This window comes from Pseudochrobactrum saccharolyticum (assembly GCF_008801715.1).
GTDB classification, from domain to species: Bacteria; Pseudomonadota; Alphaproteobacteria; order Rhizobiales; family Rhizobiaceae; genus Pseudochrobactrum; species Pseudochrobactrum saccharolyticum.
Window position 1 is genome coordinate 239,927 of the sequence record NZ_VZPG01000002.1, and the last position, 21,416, is coordinate 261,342.

The 21,416-nt window shown below is 50.9% G+C and carries 18 protein-coding genes; 12 read left to right on the plus strand and 6 right to left on the minus strand.

The features are described 5' to 3' along the window. Positions 1–356: 356 nt before the first annotated feature. On the minus strand, positions 357–2,705 hold the full coding sequence (gene metE, locus F7P81_RS07695; RefSeq protein WP_151159096.1) for a 5-methyltetrahydropteroyltriglutamate--homocysteine S-methyltransferase: 2,349 nt from the start codon (positions 2,703–2,705) through the stop codon (positions 357–359). Positions 2,706–3,048: 343 nt separating this feature from the next. Between metE and F7P81_RS07700 the strand changes: the two genes are divergently transcribed. Beyond that, entirely contained in the window at positions 3,049–3,348 is a 300-nt protein-coding gene (locus tag F7P81_RS07700; RefSeq protein ID WP_151159097.1) for a hypothetical protein, read from the plus strand. After that, positions 3,335–4,600, plus strand: a complete 1,266-nt coding sequence (locus F7P81_RS07705) for a Glu/Leu/Phe/Val family dehydrogenase (RefSeq protein WP_116087393.1) — start codon at positions 3,335–3,337, stop codon at positions 4,598–4,600. The genes F7P81_RS07700 and F7P81_RS07705 overlap by 14 nt, the downstream gene beginning before the upstream one ends. Positions 4,601–4,760: 160 nt before the next feature. Here the strand turns inward: F7P81_RS07705 and F7P81_RS07710 are convergent, their stop codons facing one another. Together F7P81_RS07710 and F7P81_RS07715 are read right to left on the minus strand one after the other, a co-directional pair. Then, complete coding sequence (locus tag F7P81_RS07710; RefSeq protein ID WP_022711935.1) at positions 4,761–5,108, minus strand: VanZ family protein; 348 nt, start codon at positions 5,106–5,108, stop codon at positions 4,761–4,763. Next, positions 5,109–5,468, minus strand: coding sequence for a hypothetical protein (locus tag F7P81_RS07715; protein ID WP_022711934.1), 360 nt, complete (start codon positions 5,466–5,468; stop codon positions 5,109–5,111). A gap of 530 nt (positions 5,469–5,998) precedes the next feature. Here F7P81_RS07715 and mgtE point away from each other — a divergent pair. Both mgtE and F7P81_RS07725 read left to right on the plus strand, forming a co-directional pair. Then, a complete protein-coding gene (mgtE, locus tag F7P81_RS07720; protein WP_075655737.1) occupies positions 5,999–7,420 on the plus strand; it encodes a magnesium transporter in 1,422 nt (473 codons plus the stop codon). Between the two features lie 277 nt (positions 7,421–7,697). Next, positions 7,698–8,084, plus strand: a complete 387-nt coding sequence (locus F7P81_RS07725) for a MerR family transcriptional regulator (RefSeq protein WP_022711931.1) — start codon at positions 7,698–7,700, stop codon at positions 8,082–8,084. Between the two features lie 35 nt (positions 8,085–8,119). On the opposite strand, the gene F7P81_RS07730 is transcribed toward F7P81_RS07725, so the two are convergent. Beyond that, positions 8,120–9,121, minus strand: coding sequence for an acetyltransferase domain-containing protein (locus F7P81_RS07730; RefSeq protein ID WP_374828067.1), 1,002 nt, complete (start codon positions 9,119–9,121; stop codon positions 8,120–8,122). A 1,043-nt stretch (positions 9,122–10,164) separates the two neighbouring features. Between F7P81_RS07730 and F7P81_RS07735 the strand changes: the two genes are divergently transcribed. Further along, positions 10,165–11,568, plus strand: a complete 1,404-nt coding sequence (locus tag F7P81_RS07735) for an L-serine ammonia-lyase (RefSeq protein ID WP_151159098.1) — start codon at positions 10,165–10,167, stop codon at positions 11,566–11,568. Positions 11,569–11,648: 80 nt separating this feature from the next. Here the strand turns inward: F7P81_RS07735 and F7P81_RS07740 are convergent, their stop codons facing one another. Both F7P81_RS07740 and F7P81_RS07745 read right to left on the minus strand, forming a co-directional pair. Continuing rightward, positions 11,649–12,041, minus strand: a complete 393-nt coding sequence (locus tag F7P81_RS07740) for a pyrimidine dimer DNA glycosylase/endonuclease V (protein ID WP_151159099.1) — start codon at positions 12,039–12,041, stop codon at positions 11,649–11,651. After that, positions 12,041–12,919, minus strand: coding sequence for a glucosamine kinase nucleotide-binding domain-containing protein (locus tag F7P81_RS07745; protein WP_151159100.1), 879 nt, complete (start codon positions 12,917–12,919; stop codon positions 12,041–12,043). The genes F7P81_RS07740 and F7P81_RS07745 overlap by 1 nt, the downstream gene beginning before the upstream one ends. A gap of 645 nt (positions 12,920–13,564) precedes the next feature. Here F7P81_RS07745 and F7P81_RS07750 point away from each other — a divergent pair. From F7P81_RS07750 to recA, 7 genes are all read left to right on the plus strand, one after another. Further along, complete coding sequence (locus F7P81_RS07750; protein WP_121993202.1) at positions 13,565–14,839, plus strand: ABC transporter substrate-binding protein; 1,275 nt, start codon at positions 13,565–13,567, stop codon at positions 14,837–14,839. A 174-nt stretch (positions 14,840–15,013) separates the two neighbouring features. Further along, entirely contained in the window at positions 15,014–15,943 is a 930-nt protein-coding gene (locus F7P81_RS07755; RefSeq protein ID WP_151159101.1) for a carbohydrate ABC transporter permease, read from the plus strand. Between the two features lie 10 nt (positions 15,944–15,953). Beyond that, a complete protein-coding gene (locus F7P81_RS07760; protein WP_022711921.1) occupies positions 15,954–16,793 on the plus strand; it encodes a carbohydrate ABC transporter permease in 840 nt (279 codons plus the stop codon). Continuing rightward, positions 16,790–17,857, plus strand: coding sequence for a Gfo/Idh/MocA family protein (locus tag F7P81_RS07765; protein WP_151159102.1), 1,068 nt, complete (start codon positions 16,790–16,792; stop codon positions 17,855–17,857). The genes F7P81_RS07760 and F7P81_RS07765 overlap by 4 nt, the downstream gene beginning before the upstream one ends. Positions 17,858–17,919: 62 nt before the next feature. Then, the gene (locus F7P81_RS07770) at positions 17,920–18,921 is read left to right on the plus strand and encodes an ABC transporter ATP-binding protein (protein WP_151159103.1); all 1,002 of its coding nucleotides are present in this window, start codon (positions 17,920–17,922) and stop codon (positions 18,919–18,921) included. A 240-nt stretch (positions 18,922–19,161) separates the two neighbouring features. Then, positions 19,162–19,824, plus strand: a complete 663-nt coding sequence (locus F7P81_RS07775; protein ID WP_075654967.1) for a YiaD family glycine zipper/OmpA-like lipoprotein — start codon at positions 19,162–19,164, stop codon at positions 19,822–19,824. A 320-nt stretch (positions 19,825–20,144) separates the two neighbouring features. Continuing rightward, positions 20,145–21,230: a recombinase RecA gene (gene recA / locus F7P81_RS07780; protein ID WP_151159104.1), complete on the plus strand. Its 1,086-nt coding sequence runs from the start codon at positions 20,145–20,147 to the stop codon at positions 21,228–21,230. The last annotated feature ends 186 nt before the right edge of the window (positions 21,231–21,416 follow it).

Here is a 21,416-nt window from a genome sequence, read left to right on the forward strand (position 1 = left end):
TGCCTCTGTCGGATTGCAGAAGGCATGTCCTTATCCGGTATTTAAACACTAGAGCGATTACGTCCAGATTGGATCACAGTGTTCGCTCTAGATTCTTTAATTGTCGCATGTTCACTGACGCTAAATGAGTCCATTTAGCTGCGCCATGCTCTATCTTTCGCGCTTTTACGGCGCATAAGGCCATTATACAAGGTTTGGTGACGGCATAGTGATACCGGTTATTGACCCGTTATATCAGGAAGACATTCCATCTTATTGTTTTTCAATATTCAATCCGTATTTGTCACATAATGAAAAAGCCGTGACAGTGGGGACTGTCACGACATTTATCTTGTTTGTGCTGCTTGTCTTTATTGTCAGGCAGCGGCGCGCAACTGGCGGGCAGCTTCAACCAGATTGACAAGAGCCGGTTTGGTTTCTGCCCAGCCACGGGTTTTCAAACCGCAATCCGGATTGACCCAAATCTGCTGCGCCTTGAGTTTCTGCGCTGCTTTTTCGATCAGATCGACCATTTCTTCCACATCAGGAATACGTGGCGAGTGAATGTCATAGACCCCCGGACCAATTTCGTTCGGATAGCCCTGTTCGGAGAAAGCGCTCAGTAGTTCCATTTTGGAACGTGAGGTTTCAATCGAAATCACATCGGCATCCAGTGCTGCAATCGCAGGCATAATGTCGTTGAATTCCGAATAGCACATATGAGTGTGGATCTGGGTTTCATCTTGCACGCCAGCGGCGCTGAGACGGAACGCTGTCACAGCCCATTCCAGATAGGCAGCCCAGTCGCTTTTACGCAGCGGCAAACCTTCACGCAGAGCCGGTTCATCAATCTGGATAATGCTGATACCTGCGGCTTCCAGATCGGTCACTTCATCACGCAATGCCAGAGCAATCTGGCGGCAAACCTCGGAACGTGGCAGATCATCGCGCACGAATGACCATTGCAGCATGGTGACAGGGCCGGTGAGCATACCTTTCATTGGCTTATCGGTTTTGCTCTGAGCGAATTTTGCCCATTCGACGGTCATGGCAACCGGACGGGAAACATCGCCATAGATTACCGGAGGGCGCACATAGCGCGAGCCGTAGCTCTGTACCCAGCCGGATTGGGTGAAGGCATAGCCGTCGAGCTGTTCGCCGAAATATTGCACCATGTCATTGCGTTCAAATTCGCCGTGTACCAGAACGTCAATGCCGATTTCTTCCTGCCAACGGATCGCTGTTTCGGTTTCCTGTTCGAGGAAGTTTTGATAGTCGGAGGCAGACAATTCGCCTTTGGTAAAGCGCGAACGTGCCTGACGGACTTCTGCGGTTTGCGGGAAGGAGCCGATAGTTGTAGTCGGATAGAGGGGCAGTTTCAGGTGGTCGGCCTGTAATTTGACGCGTGCATCAAACGGGCTGTTGCGATGCGACTGCGCATCGGTAATTGCTGCAACGCGTGTCTGCACTGCCTTATTATTGATCTTGGCTGAGGCCTTGCGGGCGGCAATGGCTTCATCCGATGCCTTTAAAGCGGTTTCTGCTGCTTCCGGCTTGTCACCAAGAACTGTGCCGAGCACAGTCAGTTCTTCCAGTTTCTGCACAGCAAAAGCCAGGGACTGGCGGATATCCGCATCGAGTTTCTTTTCCGATGCCAGATCAATCGGCACATGCAGTAACGAGCAGGATGGTGCAATCTGCACAGTATCGGTGCCACGCTTGGCGATGACTGATTTCACGCGCTCGCTAATGCCACGCAGATCAGCGCGCCAGATATTGCGGCCGTCGATTACGCCGAGTGATAGCACCAGATCGGGGCGGGCGATTTTAGCAGCGGCATCAAGATCCTGTGGTGCGCGAACCAAATCCAGATGCAAACCGGCAACCGGCAGTGTGATAGCGGTCAGCAGATTGTCGCCATAGGAGCCGAAATAATTGGCCAGCAGGATTTTCAGTTCCGGCAGTTTTTCCGCCAGAAACTCATAGGTCGTGCGGATAGATTCATGGTCGCGGGCATCAAGATCAAGGCTCAGAACCGGCTCATCAATCTGCACCCAGTCAGCGCCTGCGGCATGAAGCTGGACAAGAATTTCCGTATAGACCGGCAGTAGGGCTTCCAGTGTCTTGTTCAGATCAAAATTGGCATCGTTGGATTTGCCGAGCTTGAGGAAAGAGACTGGCCCGAGCAGAACAGGGCGGGTGTGAATGCCAAGTTCTTTGGCTTCATTGAATTCGTTGAGCGCTTTATTGTCGGTCAGGGTGAATGTCTGACCGGCGCTGAATTCCGGCACCATATAATGGTAATTGGTGTCGAACCATTTGGTCATTTCCAGTGCGGGTACGCCATTACCGGAGGCGCCGTTGCCGTGATCACGGCCGCAGCTGCAACTTGCCAGTTCTATCGGTATAATGACCTTACCCCCGCGTGCCAATGCGAAATAGGTGTCCAGATCAACCTTGCCGCTTTTCCAGCCATAGACTGCCGGAATAACGCCGAGCGTTACAGCCAGATCAAGCACATGGTCATAGAGGGAGAAGTCATTGGACGGAATGTTCTTAATGCCTTTTTCCTGCTGCAGTTTCCAGTTGGCGGCGCGCAAGGATTTGGCAGTGGCAAGCAGGTCTTGCTGTGAGGATTTGCCTGCCCAGTAGGATTCAAGAGCGAATTTGAGTTCGCGCTGTTTTCCGATACGCGGAAAACCGAGATTGGCTGTAGTAACGGTCATTTCAATACCCCGACGAATGCTGGCAAATTGTTGCTGCGGGCAGAAGGCGTAGCCCTTTTTGTCTCTTAAAGATGTAACGGGCAGGTCTCCCGACTTGCGGGTCATCCTTCGCTTCCGGTCTTCCCGAAATGTCGCCATTTCAGTTGCCTGAAAGCCGATTTGTTGGCCGCTCCGCATTCCCTCTTAGCTTTCATACAATCAGGCAAAGGTTTGGGAGGATTGCGCAATTGCAGGAAGAACCACGATATGGAGAGACTGCCTCATCAAAAACTGAATGTCAATTGCGATATAAAGATTTGTTTATATGGATATGTAGTTATGAATTGCATTAAATTGCGCATTGATGCGTAAAAATCATTGGCAGGATGCAGAGGTGAAGTCTCGTCGATACGAATCAAATGGTGAAAATATGCGCCGTCAGGGATTTGTGAGACGGCGGCGTCAGATTATTTTTCTAATATACATTTCCGCGTCAGCGCATGTCGCATTAATCATGTGCTTACGGTCTGATATTGTGCTGATTTTGCATAATGTCAGTATAGCTGCCATATTTTTATTGCGCGAATGGCTGGCAAAAGTTATGCAAAACGTAATTTTTCATGCTGCAATCGCAAGAAAGGGAAATTTCGATGTCGCAGGATAATCCTCTCGAAAATGCACTCGTTCGTCTTGATGAAGCCGCCAGCCATCTGGATATTGACGCGGATGTTATCGAAAAGCTGAAATTTGCCCGAGAGACTACCAAGGTGCGACTGATGATCCGTATGGATGACGGATCTCGAAAATCCTTTATTGCATGGCGTTGCCGTTATGATGATACACGCGGACCGACAAAGGGTGGCATCCGTTACCATCCTGAATCAACAGCTGAAGAAGTGGAAACACTGGCTTTCTGGATGACCTTCAAATGCGCAGTGATGAATCTGCCTTATGGCGGCGGCAAGGGCGCTATTCAGGTTGATCCGCGTAAACTCTCCAAAGCAGAGCTGGAACGGTTGTCACGCGCTTATATTCAGGCTTTTGCCCGTATTCTTGGGCCTGACCGCGATATTCCGGCACCGGATGTTTACACCAATTCGATGATTATGGGCTGGATGGCCGACGAATATTCGCAGATGGTTGGCCAGTCATCGCCTGCGGTGATTACCGGTAAGCCGATTGCGCTCGGCGGCTCGCTTGGTCGTGATGATGCAACGGCGCGCGGCGGTTTCTATCTGGTGCGCCATCTGGCTGCCGATCTCGGGCTGTCAGAAGAACTGCATGTCACCATTCAGGGTTTTGGTAATGCCGGTCAGCATATGGCCAAGCTGATGACCAGTGATGGTCATAAGATTGTTGCGGTGTCGGATTCTGAGGGCGCGGTTTATTGTGCATCCGGTCTGGATGTTGCGGCGCTGATCCATGCGAAGCAGAATGGCCGCTCGGTTCTGGCAACAGTCGGGCATGGCGGTCATGAGGCACTGGCAGCGGAAGATCTGGTCGGCGTTGCCTGTGATGTGCTGGTTCCTGCGGCGATGGAAGATATGATCCATGCACGCAATGCCGGTTCTGTGAAAGCCAAGCTGATTGTGGAGCTGGCCAATGGTCCTGTGACACCCGAAGCCGATGCTATTCTGGAAAAAATGGGCGTAACAATCCTGCCGGATATTCTGGCTAATGCCGGTGGCGTGACCGTTTCCTATTTTGAGTGGGTGCAGAACCGCCAGTGCTATTATTGGGAGCTGGAAGAAATCCATTCGCGCTTACGCGTGATTATGGAGCGGGAAGGTCGCGCTATCTGGAATGTTGCCAAGGACAAAGGCGTAACCATGCGCACCGCCGCTTATGTTCATGCGCTGTTGCGTCTCTCGCAGGCGATTGAAGCACACGGCACGCAAAGTGACTTTGTTGCGTAAAACGCAATGGGTGTGATTTTGTTGCGTAAGATGCAACAGGAGCGACTTTGTTGCCTGAAAAGGTAACGGGAATTGATCCCCGATGCATATACAAAATATAATGAAGGCCGGTGAAAACCGGCCTTTTCCATTTTATAAAGAAGATGAAGTATCTTTTTGATTATTTTAAAGATTGTTTCCAGAAAAGAATGATTTTTCCGAGTGTAACACCGGCAATAGCACCAGCGGATTTGACAATGAAATCCGAGATTTCGCCATGTCTGTCCGGCGTCAGGCGCTGCATCAGTTCAAACAAGCCGGCAGCAGAAATCAGCATAATCAGAACCAGCGCCCAGCGCTTCGGATAGGCCAGACAAAACAGCAGGCCGATTACCAGCAGCATTGTAAAACGCTCGGCTGTCACATAGCCCGGAATATGCGGACGAAAGCCGATCGGACTAATGGTTACTGCAAGAAGTAAGGCCAGCATCAACCAGGCAAGAACAGGCAATACAGGGAAACGGCGCATTTATTCCTCGTCAGTCGGTAGCTGCTGGGTTTCATCCTCATTGCAGGGAAGATACAGCATTTCGGTAAACAGCGTTTTGACAGTCTCGCCGAGAAGGAAATCACGGCCGGCGATTTCATCGACGCCGATGCACCATTGCACGCCACGCGGAGAAAGGCCGAACTCCGTCGAGAGATAGGATTTGGCATATTCTACGCCGTCTGCGCAATCTGTCTGACGGGTGTCTTTACAAAACCCGCCTTCCTGAGCAAGCTGTTTCAGAGACTGCTGTCCGGCAGACATTGTATAGAAATAGGTGCCAGCGCAGGATGCTGCGACCACACCACCAATGCCGATCAATGCAATGACTGCTTTTCTCATCGTAAACCTGTCTGGAGCGGGTTCGGAAGGCTTCTGTCTGCCGCCTTAGCACGGAGGGGGATTGAGGGCTAGAGCATTTCCCAGTCAAGTTGGGTCAACTTGACGCTCTTAAATTCGCCAAGTTGGGTCAACTTGACGCTCTTAAATTCGCCAAGTTGACCCAACTTGACGGCTGTGAAAATGCAACCAAATAAAGAATCTAGAGCGGACGCTATGGTTCAATCTGAACGCAAACCGCTCTAGACTACGCTTGAATGAATTATAACAGCTTTACAGGGCAGGTTTATGGATGAGCGCTTTTTGCCCATATTCCAGCTGTGTTGCACATCGGACATATCGGTGATGATAAGTCATTTTTCCGGTGGTTTGCTGCGGTGCAGTACCTTGTTATTATGCGTATGGCTTTTTATAGAGTTGCTGTGCGCATTGCACAGATACGACACAAAACGGATATACAGTTCTGTTAGACGCTGTTTTCCTGATTGCGTTCTTTCCCGTCCATTTTCTGCTCTCTCACTGAAACGGTTCATATGCAGCACACTGACCCGTCCCAAAATATTGATTCCGAAAAACATATCCGCGACGATGTGTATGATGAGGACGGTTCTGTCAGTGAGGCGCTTGTAACCCGTATTGAGGTTGCGCTTGAAGCGCGCGATGCCGATCTTCTGCGCGATGAAGTGCGCGATCTGCACCCTTCAGAACTCGGCCATCTGCTTGAAGCACTGGATGCCACTGAGCGTCAGTCGCTGGTGGAATTGCTCGGCGAAGAATTCGACTTTGAAGCGCTGACCGAGGTTGATGAAGCGATCCGTCTTGAGATCGTGGATGCCATGCCCAACGAGCAGATTGCCGAGGGCGTGCAGGAGCTCGATTCCGATGATGCGGTTTATATTCTTGAGGATATGGACCAGCAGGATCAGGACGAGATTCTGGCCAAGCTGCCATTTACCGAGCGTATCCGGTTGCGTCGTGCGCTGGAATATCCGGAAGACAGTGCAGGGCGCCGTATGCAGACGGAATTTGTCGCCGTGCCGCCATTCTGGACGATTGGACAGACGATTGACTATATGCGTGAGGATAATGACCTGCCGGACAGGTTTTCGCAGGTTTTTGTAATCGATCCGGCTTTTCATCTGCTTGGCACGATTGATCTTGACCGCCTGTTGCGTGTGCAGCGCGTTGTGCGTGTGGAAGACCTGATGGTTGAGGCGCGCCACGCTATTCCCGCGACGATGGATCAGGAAGAAGCCGCGCAGATTTTTGAACAATATAACCTGCTGTCCACTGCTGTTCTCGATGAGAATGAACGTCTCGTCGGCGTGCTGACGATTGACGATGTGGTGGATGTTATTCAGGAAGAAGCCGAAGAAGACATCATGCGTCTCGGTGGTGTGGGTGATGAAGAACTGTCCGACAGCTTCATGACTATTGCCCGCTCGCGCTCGCCGTGGCTGTTCGTCAATCTGTTTACGGCTTTTCTGTCTGCCTCAGTGATTGGTCTGTTTGACGGTACTATTCAGCAGATGGTGGCGCTGGCTGTGCTGATGCCGATTGTTGCCTCAATGGGCGGTAATGCGGCAACCCAGACCATGACCGTGACTGTGCGTGCGATTGCCACCCGTAATATTGATATTCACAATGCGGCACGCGTTATCCGCCGTGAGGCGCTGATCGGGCTGCTTAACGGCATGATGTTTGCAATTATGATCGGTACAGTTGCGGGTTATTGGTTTGATAACTGGCATCTCGGCGGCATTATCGGCAGTGCAATGATTATCAATATGCTGGCGGCAGCCTTGGGCGGAATTCTCATTCCGCTGCTGTTGCACCGTCTGGGTGCGGATCCGGCCATTGCATCTGCGGTTTTTGTGACCACTGTGACGGATGTGATCGGCTTCTTCGCCTTTCTCGGTCTGGCGACCTGGTGGTTCGGCTTCTCGTTCTCTTAAACTTGTGTGTTTTAAAGTTGCGTAATATGCGTCTTATGCGATTTTTTGTTGCGTATTTTTTATTATTTAATATTGAATGATATTTTGCTTTGTGAGCGGGGATTTTCGCGATTTACAGCAAAAGTGAGATTTTTACAGGCCGGATTGTTTTTCGGGTACTCCCAAAAACAATCCGGCAAAAATAATCCGGCAATGACTATCAAGCAATTGCGAATGAAATATTGACTTTTACGTAAATGCGATGTCACAAAGAGAAGAAAACAAGTTGGTGGACTGAATGCGTGAATATTATTCGATTACGGAGCTGACGAGGGAGTTTGGGATTTCCACACGAACTCTGCGCTTTTATGAAGACGAGGGGTTAATTCATCCTCTGCGTCGTGGTCGGACACGTCTTTTCCGTCCTTCAGACCGGCATTTGCTTAAACAGATTATGCGTGGCAAACGGCTCGGCTTTTCGATTGCTGAAATTCACGAAATTATCCAGATGTATCGCGAACCACCGGGTGAGGCCGGTCAGCTGCGCCTGCTCATTAAGCGCGTTGAAGAAAAGCGCGAGGATTTGCGCCAGAAACGTCGCGATATTGACGAGACATTGAGCGAGTTGGATCAGGTTGAAGAAGCCTGCATCGGACGCATGGCCGAGCTGGGTGTGCGTACCTGACAGCACGTTTAATTAAGCGGAAGGGCAGTCTATTCTTATTGAACAGGCTGCCCTTCTTGCGTTTTGGCGACACATTGCGCGGAGAATGTGCTGAGTTTTTCGCGCTCTTCATCTGTTGTGGTGCTGCTTTTCAAGAGATTGGTCAGCTGGTTGCTCTGGATATTTTCCAGCATACAGCCGCAATAGATCCGGCATAGTTGCGGATCGCTGTCGGCGCTGCACTGAACAGTGCATTGCTGGACAAAATTGGCCGCCTGAATTGCCGGTGACGGCGGAAAGATTGCCGAAACCCCATAGAGCAGACCGATCAGAACCGGTTGATGCACCAGATAAAAGATCAGGCTGTGACGGCCGATAAAGATGAGCAGACGTTCCAGCCATTGCGGTTTGATCCCGCCTTGCAGCAAGCGCAGCAAACCGGTTGACTGCATGATGCGCGCCGCCGCAATGCCAAGCAGCACTGCGCCAAACCACGGAAACAGCGGCACATAATCGTTGGAAACCGGATTGACGGTCGAAAGGCCAACCCACCACAGCGCCGGATGGTCGAAAATTTCTGCGCGGAAATAAACCGGTGTTGCTATGATTGCTGCGGCCAGTGCAACAGTGATCCACACGGGCATGCGCAGGAATAACAGGCCGAGCAGGCTTGCCAGTGCGATCTGATGCAGAATGCCGAAGAAGATAAAGCCTTGCGGCATGAAAAACCATGTCAGCAGGCTGATTGCGGCGGCGGCAATAACCACTTGCGTTAGACGTTTGAAAAATGGCTGCCAGCGAATGGCGCGGCCATGGGCAAGCACCAGACTGAAGCCGACCAGAAAGAGAAAGCTGGAAGCGATGCAGCGGGCAAAAATCCGCCACCAGCCCTGACTGGCGCTGCCTTGCACCAGATAGCCGAAAAACTCCAGATCCCAGCCGAAATGATAAATCGCCATGGCAATCAGTGCCAGCCCGCGGGCAATATCCAATCGTCCAAGACGTGAACCGGATTTCATCGGTGTTTCAGCGTTAATGGCAGTGCTGGCCGGATTCATTGCAGACTTTCAGCTGATGCGTTTGTACGGATTTGATTGCCTATAGCTATAATGAGTTCATGCCGGTGACAAGCTGACAGATGATCGGAGATTTGTCGTGATTTGGTGGTCAGGCTGGCGCGGTAACGGAGGGTAACTGGCTTTAATGTGTGGTTATTGCATGCAGTTCAGACAGAATTTGGCCGAAATGGTAAATATGACAAGATGAGGTTTTACAATTAAATTATTGAATTTAAATAACAATTTCTATCATGGTAAATTTGCATAGCTGCTATGTCATGGTTTCGTCGCAATTGCAGATTGCTTGTGAACCGGCTTTGGATTATAAATAAGGGACAGGCATAGCAATGAGTGCGGTGCATGTTCTCATGAATGAAATACCGGAAACGAGTAAAATATTCCATGGATGAAACAGTTCAGAAGTCCTGCTGGGGTGTAACCCTTTGGGCAGTTATTGGATTGGCCGCTGTAATTTTGTTGACCTATTTGTTCTCCGTGTAATTACGGATATTCAAAAGAAATTTCAGAGCGTTCAGATCACCGGTGCTTTCAAAGCCCGGTGATTTTTTATTGTGCTGTCGGTTTTGCTAGAGCGGTTTACGTCCAGATTGGATCACAGTGCTCGCTCTAGATTTTTTAATTTGCCGCATTATCACAGCCGTCAAGTTGATCCAACTTGGCGAATTTAAGAGCGTCAAGTTGATCCAACTTGACTGTGAAATGCTCTGGATCCTGCTTTTTCAAAGGGCGATATTTCAAACATTGTCGCTTTCTTGCTGTTTTTTGGTGCAATCCGCGCATGTTGCCACCATATTAAATGAGACACTTATCTGATCCGGTTTTACAGAACCGCATAACGGGTTATATAGGGCTTGAGATGAGGGAGTTTGCGGGCGGTGATTTGCCTGCACTTTTAGAGCTGTTTACGTCCAGATTGGATCATAGCGCTCGCTCTGGATTCTTTGCTTTGTCGCATATTCGCGGACGCTAAATGAGTCCATTTAACTGCGATATGCTCTGGAAATGAAAGAACGGTATCTTCTATGTTCCTGTCAGTTTTTGATCTGTTTAAAATTGGCATCGGGCCGTCCAGCTCCCATACAATGGGGCCGATGACGGCAGGGCATCAGTTTCTGAAAGAGCTGAAAGACGGCGAGTGGCCACGTCCGCATAATGCGAAAGTGACACGTATCAAGGCCTATCTGCATGGTTCGCTGGCTTTTACCGGTATCGGCCATGCGACGGATCGGGCGGTTATTCTCGGTCTTTGCGGGTTTTTGCCGGCCAATATTGATCCAGATAAAATGGACGATCTGCTGGCCAAAGTGAATGAAGAGCACAAAATTCGCCCGAGCGGTCATCCCGCCTATGATTTTGACCCCAAAGCCGATCTGGTAATGGATCGTAAAGTGGCTTTGCCGGGACATGCCAATGGTCTGGCTTTTGAAGCGCTGGATCGTGACGAACGTGTTTTGCTGCGCCGCGTTTATTATTCGATCGGCGGCGGCTTTATCGTCACCGAGGAAGAGCTGAATGCAACGCGTGTAAGCGGCGGCAAGAAGCAGGTTGACGATAATGTGCCTTATCCTTTCTCCACGGCGAAAGAGATGCTGCAAATGTCGGCGGCAAGCGGCCTTTCCATCGCGGAAATGAAACGCGCCAATGAAGAAACCCGTATGAGCCGTGAAGAGCTGGATGCGGGACTGGATAAAATCTGGGATGCCATGCGCAGCTGTATTGAGCGCGGACTGACACAGGAAGGCATTATGCCGGGCGGACTGAAGGTGCGCCGCCGTGCCAAGCAGTTGCATGACCGGCTCAATGAAGAATGGCGCCAGAACCGTCATAATCCGCTGCTCGCTAATGACTGGCTGTCCGTCTATGCAATGGCGGTGAATGAGGAAAACGCTGCCGGTGGCCGTGTTGTCACCGCGCCGACCAATGGTGCAGCAGGTGTTGTACCTGCCGTCATGCGCTATTACCTGCATTTCCATGATGATGCTGACCAGAAGGGCATTCGTGACTTTCTGCTGACTTCTTCAGCCGTTGGCGGCATTATCAAACATAATGCGTCGATTTCCGGCGCTGAGGTTGGCTGTCAGGGGGAGGTCGGCTCGGCTTCGGCTATGGCTGCCGCAGGGCTTGCTGCTGTGCTGGGCGGAACACCGGAGCAGATTGAGAATGCGGCTGAGATCGCGCTAGAGCATCATCTGGGCATGACCTGCGATCCGATTGCCGGACTGGTGCAGGTGCCTTGCATTGAGCGCAATGCGCTGGGTGCGGTGAAGGCTGTGACCGGTGCATCATTGGCCGTGAAGGGCGATGGTACGCATTTCGTGCCGCTGGATGCCTGTATCGAAACCATGCGCCAGACCGGCGTGGATATGAATGAGCGCTATAAGGAAACCAGTCTCGGCGGGCTTGCTGTGAATGTGGTTGAGTGCTGATTTCAGCTTTATAGAAGACAAAAACTCCGCATGATGAATGCGGAGTTTTTTATTTTTTATCAGTAAGATATGATAATATTTTAATCTTTTGAAACAGGTTTGTTCAGCCGTTCGGCAATCCGTGCTTTGTTGATGGCAATTGCTGCTTCATCCGGTTGCCAGTCAGCGCACCAGTGTTGCGGAATACCTTCAATGAGATGTGCTGTCGATTGGTAAGACGGCTGATAGCCGCGGCGCAGCATTTCATCAATCAATGCCTGTTGCCGTTGCACGAGAAAGCCCAGACGCGGATAGAAAAACCGCACATGGCCTTTGCCCAAAGTGTAGCTGCGCGGATTACGCGGATCATCCGGCTTTTCTCCGCGCTCAATGGCTGCACGGGCAAGTGTGAAAATCCGCGGCAGCTCACGATATTCAGCCACAAGATGCGGACCGGTCAGTTCCTGCGGTGGTATACAATTGATACGGGTCATCAGAACGCGGCGGCTTTGCTGTTTAATTTTGCCGCGAGGGCAACTGCACCGGTCAGAGCGTCGGCTTCTGGTGCGCGCAGACGTGGCTGATAGCGTGCAGACAAACGCGGGCCGTAAAGCGCGCCGAGACCGCCGATCAGAGACAGAACCGGCTGATCGTCACTCATGGATACGTCGAGAGCGGCTTCAATCGTCTCGACCGACTGTTTGAGAATTTTTTCTGCCAGCGGGTCATTTTGCGCAGCATATTCAAAAACCATCGGCGCAAAACGACCAAAATCATTCGGGCGTGCATCATGCGCGAAGCGCACAATGGCATGCGGCTCATTGTCGAAATGGGCAAGCAGCGCATTGCTGAGCGGTGTGCGCTGATAAATACCGTCATAGGCCAGCAGGGATTCTTCCAGAAGCTTCTGGCCAAGGCGTGCACCGCCGCCAAGATCACTGACTTTGAAGCCCCAGCCACCTTTCATAGTGACAGTATGATTGCGGCGGGAAATATAAACAGAGCCGGTGCCGAGGATAACCACAACACCATCCTGATCGCCGATAGCCCCCTGTAACGCGATAATACCGTCGGAGACCACGCTGCTTCTGGCAAAGGGCAGGGCTTGCTGTAACTGTTCGGCAACGCCGGAAACATTGGCACCCGCCAATCCAAGACAGGCGGTAATGCGGCTATAGGATTTTACCGGCAATTCGGCAGCAAGCAGTGCGGCATCGGTAGCCGCAAGAATATTTACCACAGATATATCCATATCGGTCATGATATTGGCAGGGCCAGCCTGACCGGTACCCAAGACTTTACCTGTTGTATCTGCAATTGCTGCACGGCATCCGGTGCCGCCGCCGTCTATGCCAAGAATATAATCCGCCACATTATGCTCCCGATTCTCTGCCCGTTTCTGATACGGGTTTTATTGCAGGTAACACAAATTGCCAATTCCGAGAATATTTTCATTTAAACCGTTTTAAATTATCCGCAAGGCCAGTTAATTGCCCGCCAAATGCTTTTGCGAGTCGCATCACTCAGCTTTCACTCCGGTTACGTGAATTGGTATTCAAGGATGGTCTTTTATGATGATCCATATGGTCGAAAAAAATAGAACCAATATTGCTGTTTGAATAAGACGACTGCCCGAGAATGCAAGTAATGGTGATAAAATCTTTGCTTTTGCTGGACAGGAAAAGATATTTACGCATTACTCTGTGTGAGGACAGACGGGAGAAGAGGTCTTAAGGGAGCTGTGAGTGCCGGACGGGGTATTTTGAGGAATATACCGCAACCTGCATCATGAAAATTCCCGAAGTTTTTCTTTCTGCAATCAATGGTTCTGTTCTGAGGCTGAGGGACATGATTTTTTGTCCGTATGCCGGAATTGGCAGCTGATAATGAACAACCGGTGCAGCTTTTTGCAACGGTAAATCTGAAAGTGACTATCCGGAAAATCGGAAGTGCTCTGAGAACAGAAACAAACATATTTCAATGACGCCTCTGAATGAGTGCGCGCGGGGAGAGTAAAATGAACTTTAAAAACTTCAGTTCCGCTTTGCTGGCATCAAGTGTTCTTGGTGCTTCCGTATTGGGTGCTGTATCGGCCGCTTCGGCGCAGGATGTAACGCTGACCATTGAAAGCTGGCGTAATGACGATCTGCCGATCTGGCAGGAAAAGCTCATTCCGGCTTTTGAAGCAGCCAATCCGGGTATTAAAGTTACCTTCAATCCTTCTACACCAACCGAATATGATGCGGCGCTGGGTGCCAAGCTTGATGCCGGTACTGCCGGTGACATCATCACCTGCCGTCCGTTCGACAAGTCACTGGCGCTTTATGAAAAAGGCCAGCTGTCTTCGCTCAACGATCTCGATGGTATGAAGAATTTCAGCGATGTGGCAAAATCCGCATGGCAGACCGATGACGGCAAGACATCTTTCTGCGTGCCGGTTGCCTCGGTTATTCATGGCTTCATCTATAACAAAGATGCCTTTGAAAAAGTAGGCGTCAGCGTTCCTAAGACTGAAGAAGAATTCTTCGCAGCGCTCGACAAGATCAAAGCTGACGGCAACTATATTCCGATGGCTATGGGCACCAAAGATCTCTGGGAAGCCGCAACGATGGGCTATCAGAATATCGGCCCGACATATTGGAAGGGTGAGGAAGGCCGTAAGGCTCTGATCGCCGGTACACAGAAGCTGACCGATGCAGACTGGGTTGATCCTTATAAGACCCTCGCAAAATGGAAAGATTATCTGGGCGACGGTTTTGAAGCACAGACCTATCCGGACAGCCAGAACCTGTTCACCCTCGGCCGCGCCGCAATCTATCCGACCGGTTCATGGGAAATCAGCGTTTTCAACCCGCAGGTTGATTTCAAAATGGGCGCGTTTCCGCCTCCGGTTCGTAAAGACGGCGACACCTGCTATATCTCCGATCACAACGATCTGGGTATCGGCATGAATGCCAAGACCAAAAATCCGGAAGCTGCAGCCAAGTTCCTGAACTGGGTGGCATCGGATGAATTCGCAACCATTTATGCGAATGCGCTACCGGGCTTCTTCAGTCTGTCTTCCAATGAAATCAAACTGGAAGACCCGCTGGCTGCGGAAATGGTTGGCTGGCGTAAGGATTGTAAATCGACCATCCGTTCGACCTATCAGATCCTCTCACGCGGTACACCAAATCTGGAAAACGAAACCTGGATTGAATCCGCCAATGTTATCAATGGTACAGTGACACCTGAACAGGCCGGCGAAAAGCTGCAAAAAGGCCTCGACAGCTGGTACAAGCCTGCGAAGTAACATGAATTAAAGCCATTCGCCGCAACCCGTGCCACTGTCTGATGAATATGTGGTGCGGGGGCAGGCGGGTGGCTTTTTGCCGTGTTATTATTGTTACCTGTTTTTTATGCATGTTCCGGCACAAGACAAAAGTCGCTCTGCCGGAAATGCCCTGTTTGAAAGCTTACGACCGGTATGGCGCGAAATTCGACAAGCAAACCGCCTTTCCGCTGGCATATAGCGGTTTTTCTGGCACCGGCGGTGCTGGTTTATACGGCTATTATGATCCTGCCGCTTTTCGGAACCATGCAATTGTCGCTGTTCCGCGTTGAAAATCAGGAAAGCTTTTTTGTCGGTCTGGATAATTTCCGCACATTGCTCGGTGATGAGCGCTGGTCGGCGAGTTTCTGGAACGCGCTGGGCAATAATATGTGGTTCTTTATCATCCATATGGTGGTGCAGAACCCGATCGGTATTTTGCTTGCCGCATTGCTCAGCCATCCGAAATTGCGCTTTGCCGCTTTCTACCGCTCGGCGATTTTCATCCCGACCATTCTGTCCTTTGTGATTGTCGGTTTCGTGTGGAAGCTGATCCTGTCGCCGCTTTGGGGCGTGGCGCCGAATATGCTGGATCTGGTGGGGCTGAAGAGCCTGTTCGCACCATGGCTCGGCCAGAAAGAATATGCGCTGACAGCACTTGGCCTGATTTCGGTCTGGCAGTTTATCGGTATTCCGATGATGCTGATCTATGCGGCGCTGCTGTCTATTCCTGACGAGATTATTGAAGCTGCGGAATGCGACGGGATTACCGGCGCATCACAGTTCTGGACGATCAAACTGCCGCTGATCCTGCCATCCATCGGGATTATCTCCATTCTGACCTTTGTCGGCAATTTCAATGCGTTCGATCTGATCTATTCGGCGCAGGGTGCACTGGCAGGGCCTAATTATTCCACCGATATTCTCGGCACATTCATGTTCCGCACCTTCTTCGGCTTCCAGCTTCAGGTTGGCGACAAGAATATGGGTGCAACGATCGCCTCGCTGATGTTCTTCATCATTCTGATCGGCGTCTGTGTCTATCTGTTCGGTATTCAGCGACGTCTGCGTCGCTACCAGTTCTGAGGATATTAATATGAGCCGCGCAACACAGTCTCCGGTACGCAGTATCGCCGCCCATGCGATCCTTATCCTCTATACGCTGATCGCCCTGTTTCCGGTGGTGATTATCATCATCAACTCCTTCAAGACCAAGGCGGCAATCTTTCGCTCGCCTTTGTCGCTGCCGAATTCGGAAACATTCAGTCTGATCGGCTATCAGACTGTCACGTCGCAGGGGAATTTCTTCCTCTATTTCCAGAATAGTATGATCGTCACAGTGGTTGCGATTGCGCTGGTGCTGATTTTCGGGGCAATGGCCGCCTTCGCACTGTCGGAATATCGCTTTCGCGGCAATACGCTGATGGGGCTGTATCTGGCGCTGGGCATTATGATCCCGATCCGCCTTGGCACAGTTTCCATTCTGGAGCTGATGGTGGCCAGTGGTCTGGTGAATACGCTGACATCGCTGATCCTTGTTTATACGGCGCAGGGACTGCCGCTGGCGATTTTCATCCTGTCTGAATTTATGGGGCAGGTGTCGAAAGACCTCAAAGATGCCGGCCGTATGGATGGTCTGAGTGAATATCGTATTTTCTTCCGCCTCGTGCTGCCGCTGGTGCGTCCGGCTATGGCAACTGTTGCTGTGTTTACGATGATCCCGATCTGGAATGATCTCTGGTTCCCGCTGATCCTTGCGCCGTCTGAGGAAACCAAAACCGTTACGCTGGGCGCACAGATGTTTATCGGGCAATATGTAACCAACTGGAATGCGGTTCTGGCCGCGCTGTCGCTGGCAATCCTGCCGGTACTGATCCTGTATTTCATATTCTCCCGTCAGTTAATTCGCGGCATTACCGCAGGAGCAGTCAAATGAGTGAAGTCGGGGCAAAAAAACTGCGCGTAATGGTCGCCGGTCTGGGGAATATGGGCTTAAGCCATGCGCTGGCCTATCATAAAAATCCGGGCTTCGAGATTGTCGGTCTGGTCAATCGCTCAAGCGTTAATCTGCCAGAGGAACTGCGCTCCTATCCGCTGCTGACTTCCTATGAAGAGGCATTGCAGCAGCTGAAGCCTGATCTGGTCTGCGTGGCGACCTATTCGGACAGCCATGCTGATTATGCGATTATGGCAATGGAAGCCGGCAGTGACGTTTTCGTTGAAAAACCGCTAGCGACAACTGTGGCTGATGCGGAACGTGTGGTGGCAAAAGCCAAGGAAACAGGCCGTCAGCTGGTGATCGGCTATATTCTGCGCCATCATCCGTCATGGGTACGCCTGATTGAAGAAGCGCGCAATCTCGGCGGGCCATATGTTTTCCGTATGAATTTGAACCAGCAGTCCAGCGGTGCCCATTGGCAGACGCATAAACAGCTGATGAAAACCACATCGCCGATTGTTGATTGCGGTGTGCATTATCTGGATGTGATGTGCCAGATCACCGATGCCAAGGCTGTAGAAGTGCGCGGCATGGGCGTGCGTTTGAGCGATGAAGTTGCGGAAGGCATGTATAATTACGGCCATTTGCAGGTGCTGTTCGCCGATGGCTCGGTCGGCTGGTATGAAGCAGGCTGGGGGCCGATGATGTCGGAAACAGCTTTCTTCGTGAAAGATGTGATCTCGCCTAAGGGCTGTGTTTCCATCGTGATGGAAGAGGGTGCAAGCTCTGCCGATATCAATACCCACACCAAAACCTCTGTGATCCGCGTGCATCAGGCTGAAACCGATGCAGAGGGCAAGTTCAAAAGGCAGGACGAGCTTCTGTCCATGCAGGGTGAGCCGGATCATCAGGAATTGTGTGACCGTGAACAGGCTTTCATGCTGAAAGCGATCACTGAGAATATTGACCTGACCCGCCATATGGATGATGCGGTACAGTCTTTGCGTATTTGTCTTGCCGCGGATGAAAGCGTGCGCAGCGGTCTGGCTGTGAAATTATAAAACAGCCTGCGATTTGCATTGCGTAGCTTTGGCCTTGAAAACATTCTGACAGGAAAACGACTTTGGGAACTCTGAAACTCAATAATATCCGTAAATCATATGGTCAGGTCGATATTATCAAAGGTATCGATCTGGATGTGCGGGACGGGGAACTGGTCGTTTTCGTCGGGCCGTCTGGCTGCGGAAAATCCACACTGCTGCGTATTATTGCGGGGCTGGAGGATGCCAATTCCGGTGAAGTGCGTATTGACGACCAGGTGGTCAATCAGACACCGCCTGCCAAGCGCGGTATTGCCATGGTGTTTCAGAGCTATGCGCTCTATCCGCATTTGACGGTTGAAGCCAATATGGGGCTTGGTCTTAAACAGGCTGGCAAACCGGCAGCTGAAATCAATGAACGGGTTACGCAGGCTTCCGGCATGCTTTCACTGGAGAGCTATTTACAGCGCCGTCCGGCCGAACTTTCCGGTGGTCAGCGTCAGCGTGTGGCGATTGGCCGTGCGCTGGTACGCGAGCCGAAACTGTTTCTGTTTGATGAGCCGCTTTCCAACCTTGATGCGGCATTGCGTGTGAATACGCGTCTGGAAATCGCCAAGCTGCATCGCCAGCTGTCAGCGACCATGATTTATGTGACCCATGATCAGGTGGAAGCGATGACGCTGGCAGACCGGATTGTTGTGCTGAATGCCGGTAAGATTGAGCAGGTCGGTGCACCGATGGATCTCTATAATGCACCGGACAATGAGTTTGTCGCAGGCTTTATCGGTTCACCGAAGATGAACTTCGTCGATGCTACTGCGCTGAATGACGATCAGGCAAAGCGCATCGGTATCCGGCCGGAACATATTACGCTGGATACAAATTCAGGTCAGTGGAAAGGCTCTGTCGTTCACGTTGAACAACTCGGTGCTGATACCAATGTCTATCTGGATACGGAGACTGCAGGGCTGCTGACAGTTCGTATTTTCGGCCAGTATCGCGTGGAACCGGGAACTGTGATTTATGCGACGCCGGAGAGCGATAAAATCCATCGCTTTGACGGCGAGGGGCGTGCGATCCGCTAAGCGCTGCGATTCTTGAAATAAGAGCAAAATCCTTGCGGATTTTCCGGTTGCACTTCTGTATTGCTCAATATTACGGGCAATTATGGATGTAATTATCAGCTTTAAAGCGTGTTTATTGAAGTGTGAAACTTTAAAACACGCTTTTCGCGATATGAATTTGACCTTACGTCCAAAATTAACCAACATGCTGCCGTATTTGCCGTTATCCTGCGGCACATCTTGAATCAGGAAAATTGAACCATGTTGAAAAAGATTGCTATTGCCGCAACCGCAGCGACCTTTCTGGCCGGTTGTACAACAGATCCTTATACAGGCGAACAGAAGATCTCCAACACCGCCGGCGGTGCAGGTATCGGTGCTGCTGTCGGCGCGCTGGGCGGTCTGATGGTCGGCGGCTCGAGCACTGCGCAGCGTAATGCTGTTCTGATCGGTGCCGGTCTTGGCGCGCTGGGTGGCGGTGCAATCGGTAACTATATGGATCGTCAGGAAAATGAGCTGCGCGCTCAGCTGCAGGGCACCGGCGTTTCGGTTACCCGTAACGGTGATCGCATTATCCTGAATATGCCTTCCAGTATTACATTCAACACCGATCAGGATGTTGTAATGCCGCAATTCTATTCGACACTGTCTTCAGTGGCGATTGTTCTGCGTAAATTCGACAAGACACTGGTTGATATTAAAGGCCATACGGATTCAACCGGTTCTGCTTCACATAACCAGAACCTGTCGCAGCGCCGCGCTATGTCCGTTGGTAATTATCTGAGCGGTCAGGGCATCGATGGCCGTCGTTTTGCGATTATGGGCTTCGGCTCAACCCAGCCGGTTGCTTCCAATGCAACACCGGATGGCCGTGCGCAGAACCGTCGCGTGGAAATCGAGATTTCTCCGCTCAAAGGCGTGTAAGGCTTTTAAAGCTGTTTCAAAGAGCCGCTCCGGTCATGCCGGGGCGGTTTTTTATTGCCTGCCGGAAGAGGGCTAAGTCTGTGCCGCTACGACAATATGATCGAATCGACGTTTGGCTAAATTCGTTCCCGTCTTGTTTTAATTTTGGAAATCTTTTTTAGCGTTGCATTATTTATAAATTAGAACATCAGGAGAACAAAATGTTATATTGATTTAAAATCAATGACTTAATCCTATTGCAGATTGAGAACAAATAGGATACATATTATCCATAAAGTTTCATTCTGCGGACTTCAAGTGACGCAAAGGGATAGTGTAAAATGTCTCAGAATTCATTACGACTTGTTGAGGATAAATCAGTGGACAAATCAAAGGCTCTGGACGCGGCACTGTCACAGATTGAGCGCTCATTCGGTAAGGGCTCGATCATGCGCCTTGGCCAGAATGACAAGGTAGTGGAAATTGAAACTGTCCCGACCGGTTCGCTGTCTCTGGATATTGCGCTGGGCGTCGGTGGTTTGCCGAAAGGGCGTATTGTTGAAATTTACGGGCCTGAAAGCTCGGGTAAAACAACAATGGCGCTGCATACAATTGCTGAGGCGCAGAAAAAAGGCGGCATCTGTGCCTTCGTGGATGCGGAACATGCACTTGATCCGGTCTATGCCCGTAAGCTCGGCGTTGACCTTGAAAACCTGCTGATCTCGCAGCCGGATACCGGTGAACAGGCGCTGGAAATTACGGATACGCTGGTGCGTTCCGGTGCGATTGACGTGCTGGTTGTCGACTCCGTTGCAGCTCTGACACCGCGTGCGGAAATTGAAGGTGAGATGGGCGATTCCCTGCCGGGTCTTCAGGCACGTCTGATGAGTCAGGCTCTGCGTAAGCTGACCGCTTCGATTTCCAAGTCCAATACGATGGTTATCTTCATCAACCAGATCCGTATGAAGATCGGTGTGATGTTCGGTTCGCCTGAAACCACGACCGGTGGTAATGCGCTGAAGTTTTATGCTTCTGTTCGTCTGGATATCCGCCGCATCGGTTCGATCAAAGAGCGCGATGAAATCGTAGGTAATCAGACCCGCGTTAAGGTTGTTAAAAACAAGCTGGCTCCTCCGTTCAAGCAGGTTGAGTTCGACATCATGTATGGTGCCGGTGTTTCCAAGACCGGTGAGCTGGTTGATCTCGGTGTTAAGGCTGGTATTGTGGAGAAATCCGGTTCGTGGTTCTCCTATAATTCGCAGCGCCTTGGTCAGGGGCGCGATAATGCGAAAAACTTCCTGAAGGAAAATCCGGAAGTGGCTAATGAGATCGAACTGACTTTGCGTCAGAATGCCGGTCTGATTGCCGAGCAGATGCTCGACAATGGCGGCGGTGAAGATGATGCACCGGATGCCGCTGAAGCGTAATTGATTGCGCTCAGATCATTGATAAGATCGCAATACCCCGCATTACATGCCGTGATGCGGGGTATTTTGTTGCTGCGGCACTTCAATGCATGCAGATATATGGGCGGATATCTGGACACTGCATGATCATCTGTTTAAAAGCAGGCAGTAACAATAACGGATATGGTTACATGCTGAAGGCGATCG

Coding starts and splice junctions, on each gene's coding strand:
- recA (WP_151159104.1), top strand. CDS start 20,145: ATGTCTCAGAATTCATTACGACTTGTTGAGGATAAATCAGTGGACAAA.
- mgtE (WP_075655737.1), top strand. CDS start 5,999: ATGCAGCACACTGACCCGTCCCAAAATATTGATTCCGAAAAACATATC.
- F7P81_RS07715 (WP_022711934.1), bottom strand. CDS start 5,468: ATGAGAAAAGCAGTCATTGCATTGATCGGCATTGGTGGTGTGGTCGCA.
- F7P81_RS07750 (WP_121993202.1), top strand. CDS start 13,565: ATGAACTTTAAAAACTTCAGTTCCGCTTTGCTGGCATCAAGTGTTCTT.
- F7P81_RS07725 (WP_022711931.1), top strand. CDS start 7,698: ATGCGTGAATATTATTCGATTACGGAGCTGACGAGGGAGTTTGGGATT.
- F7P81_RS07755 (WP_151159101.1), top strand. CDS start 15,014: ATGGCGCGAAATTCGACAAGCAAACCGCCTTTCCGCTGGCATATAGCG.
- F7P81_RS07700 (WP_151159097.1), top strand. CDS start 3,049: ATGCGTAAAAATCATTGGCAGGATGCAGAGGTGAAGTCTCGTCGATAC.
- F7P81_RS07730 (WP_374828067.1), bottom strand. CDS start 9,121: ATGAATCCGGCCAGCACTGCCATTAACGCTGAAACACCGATGAAATCC.
- F7P81_RS07710 (WP_022711935.1), bottom strand. CDS start 5,108: ATGCGCCGTTTCCCTGTATTGCCTGTTCTTGCCTGGTTGATGCTGGCC.
- F7P81_RS07775 (WP_075654967.1), top strand. CDS start 19,162: ATGTTGAAAAAGATTGCTATTGCCGCAACCGCAGCGACCTTTCTGGCC.
- F7P81_RS07735 (WP_151159098.1), top strand. CDS start 10,165: ATGTTCCTGTCAGTTTTTGATCTGTTTAAAATTGGCATCGGGCCGTCC.
- F7P81_RS07760 (WP_022711921.1), top strand. CDS start 15,954: ATGAGCCGCGCAACACAGTCTCCGGTACGCAGTATCGCCGCCCATGCG.
- F7P81_RS07765 (WP_151159102.1), top strand. CDS start 16,790: ATGAGTGAAGTCGGGGCAAAAAAACTGCGCGTAATGGTCGCCGGTCTG.
- F7P81_RS07705 (WP_116087393.1), top strand. CDS start 3,335: ATGTCGCAGGATAATCCTCTCGAAAATGCACTCGTTCGTCTTGATGAA.
- metE (WP_151159096.1), bottom strand. CDS start 2,705: ATGACCGTTACTACAGCCAATCTCGGTTTTCCGCGTATCGGAAAACAG.
- F7P81_RS07740 (WP_151159099.1), bottom strand. CDS start 12,041: ATGACCCGTATCAATTGTATACCACCGCAGGAACTGACCGGTCCGCAT.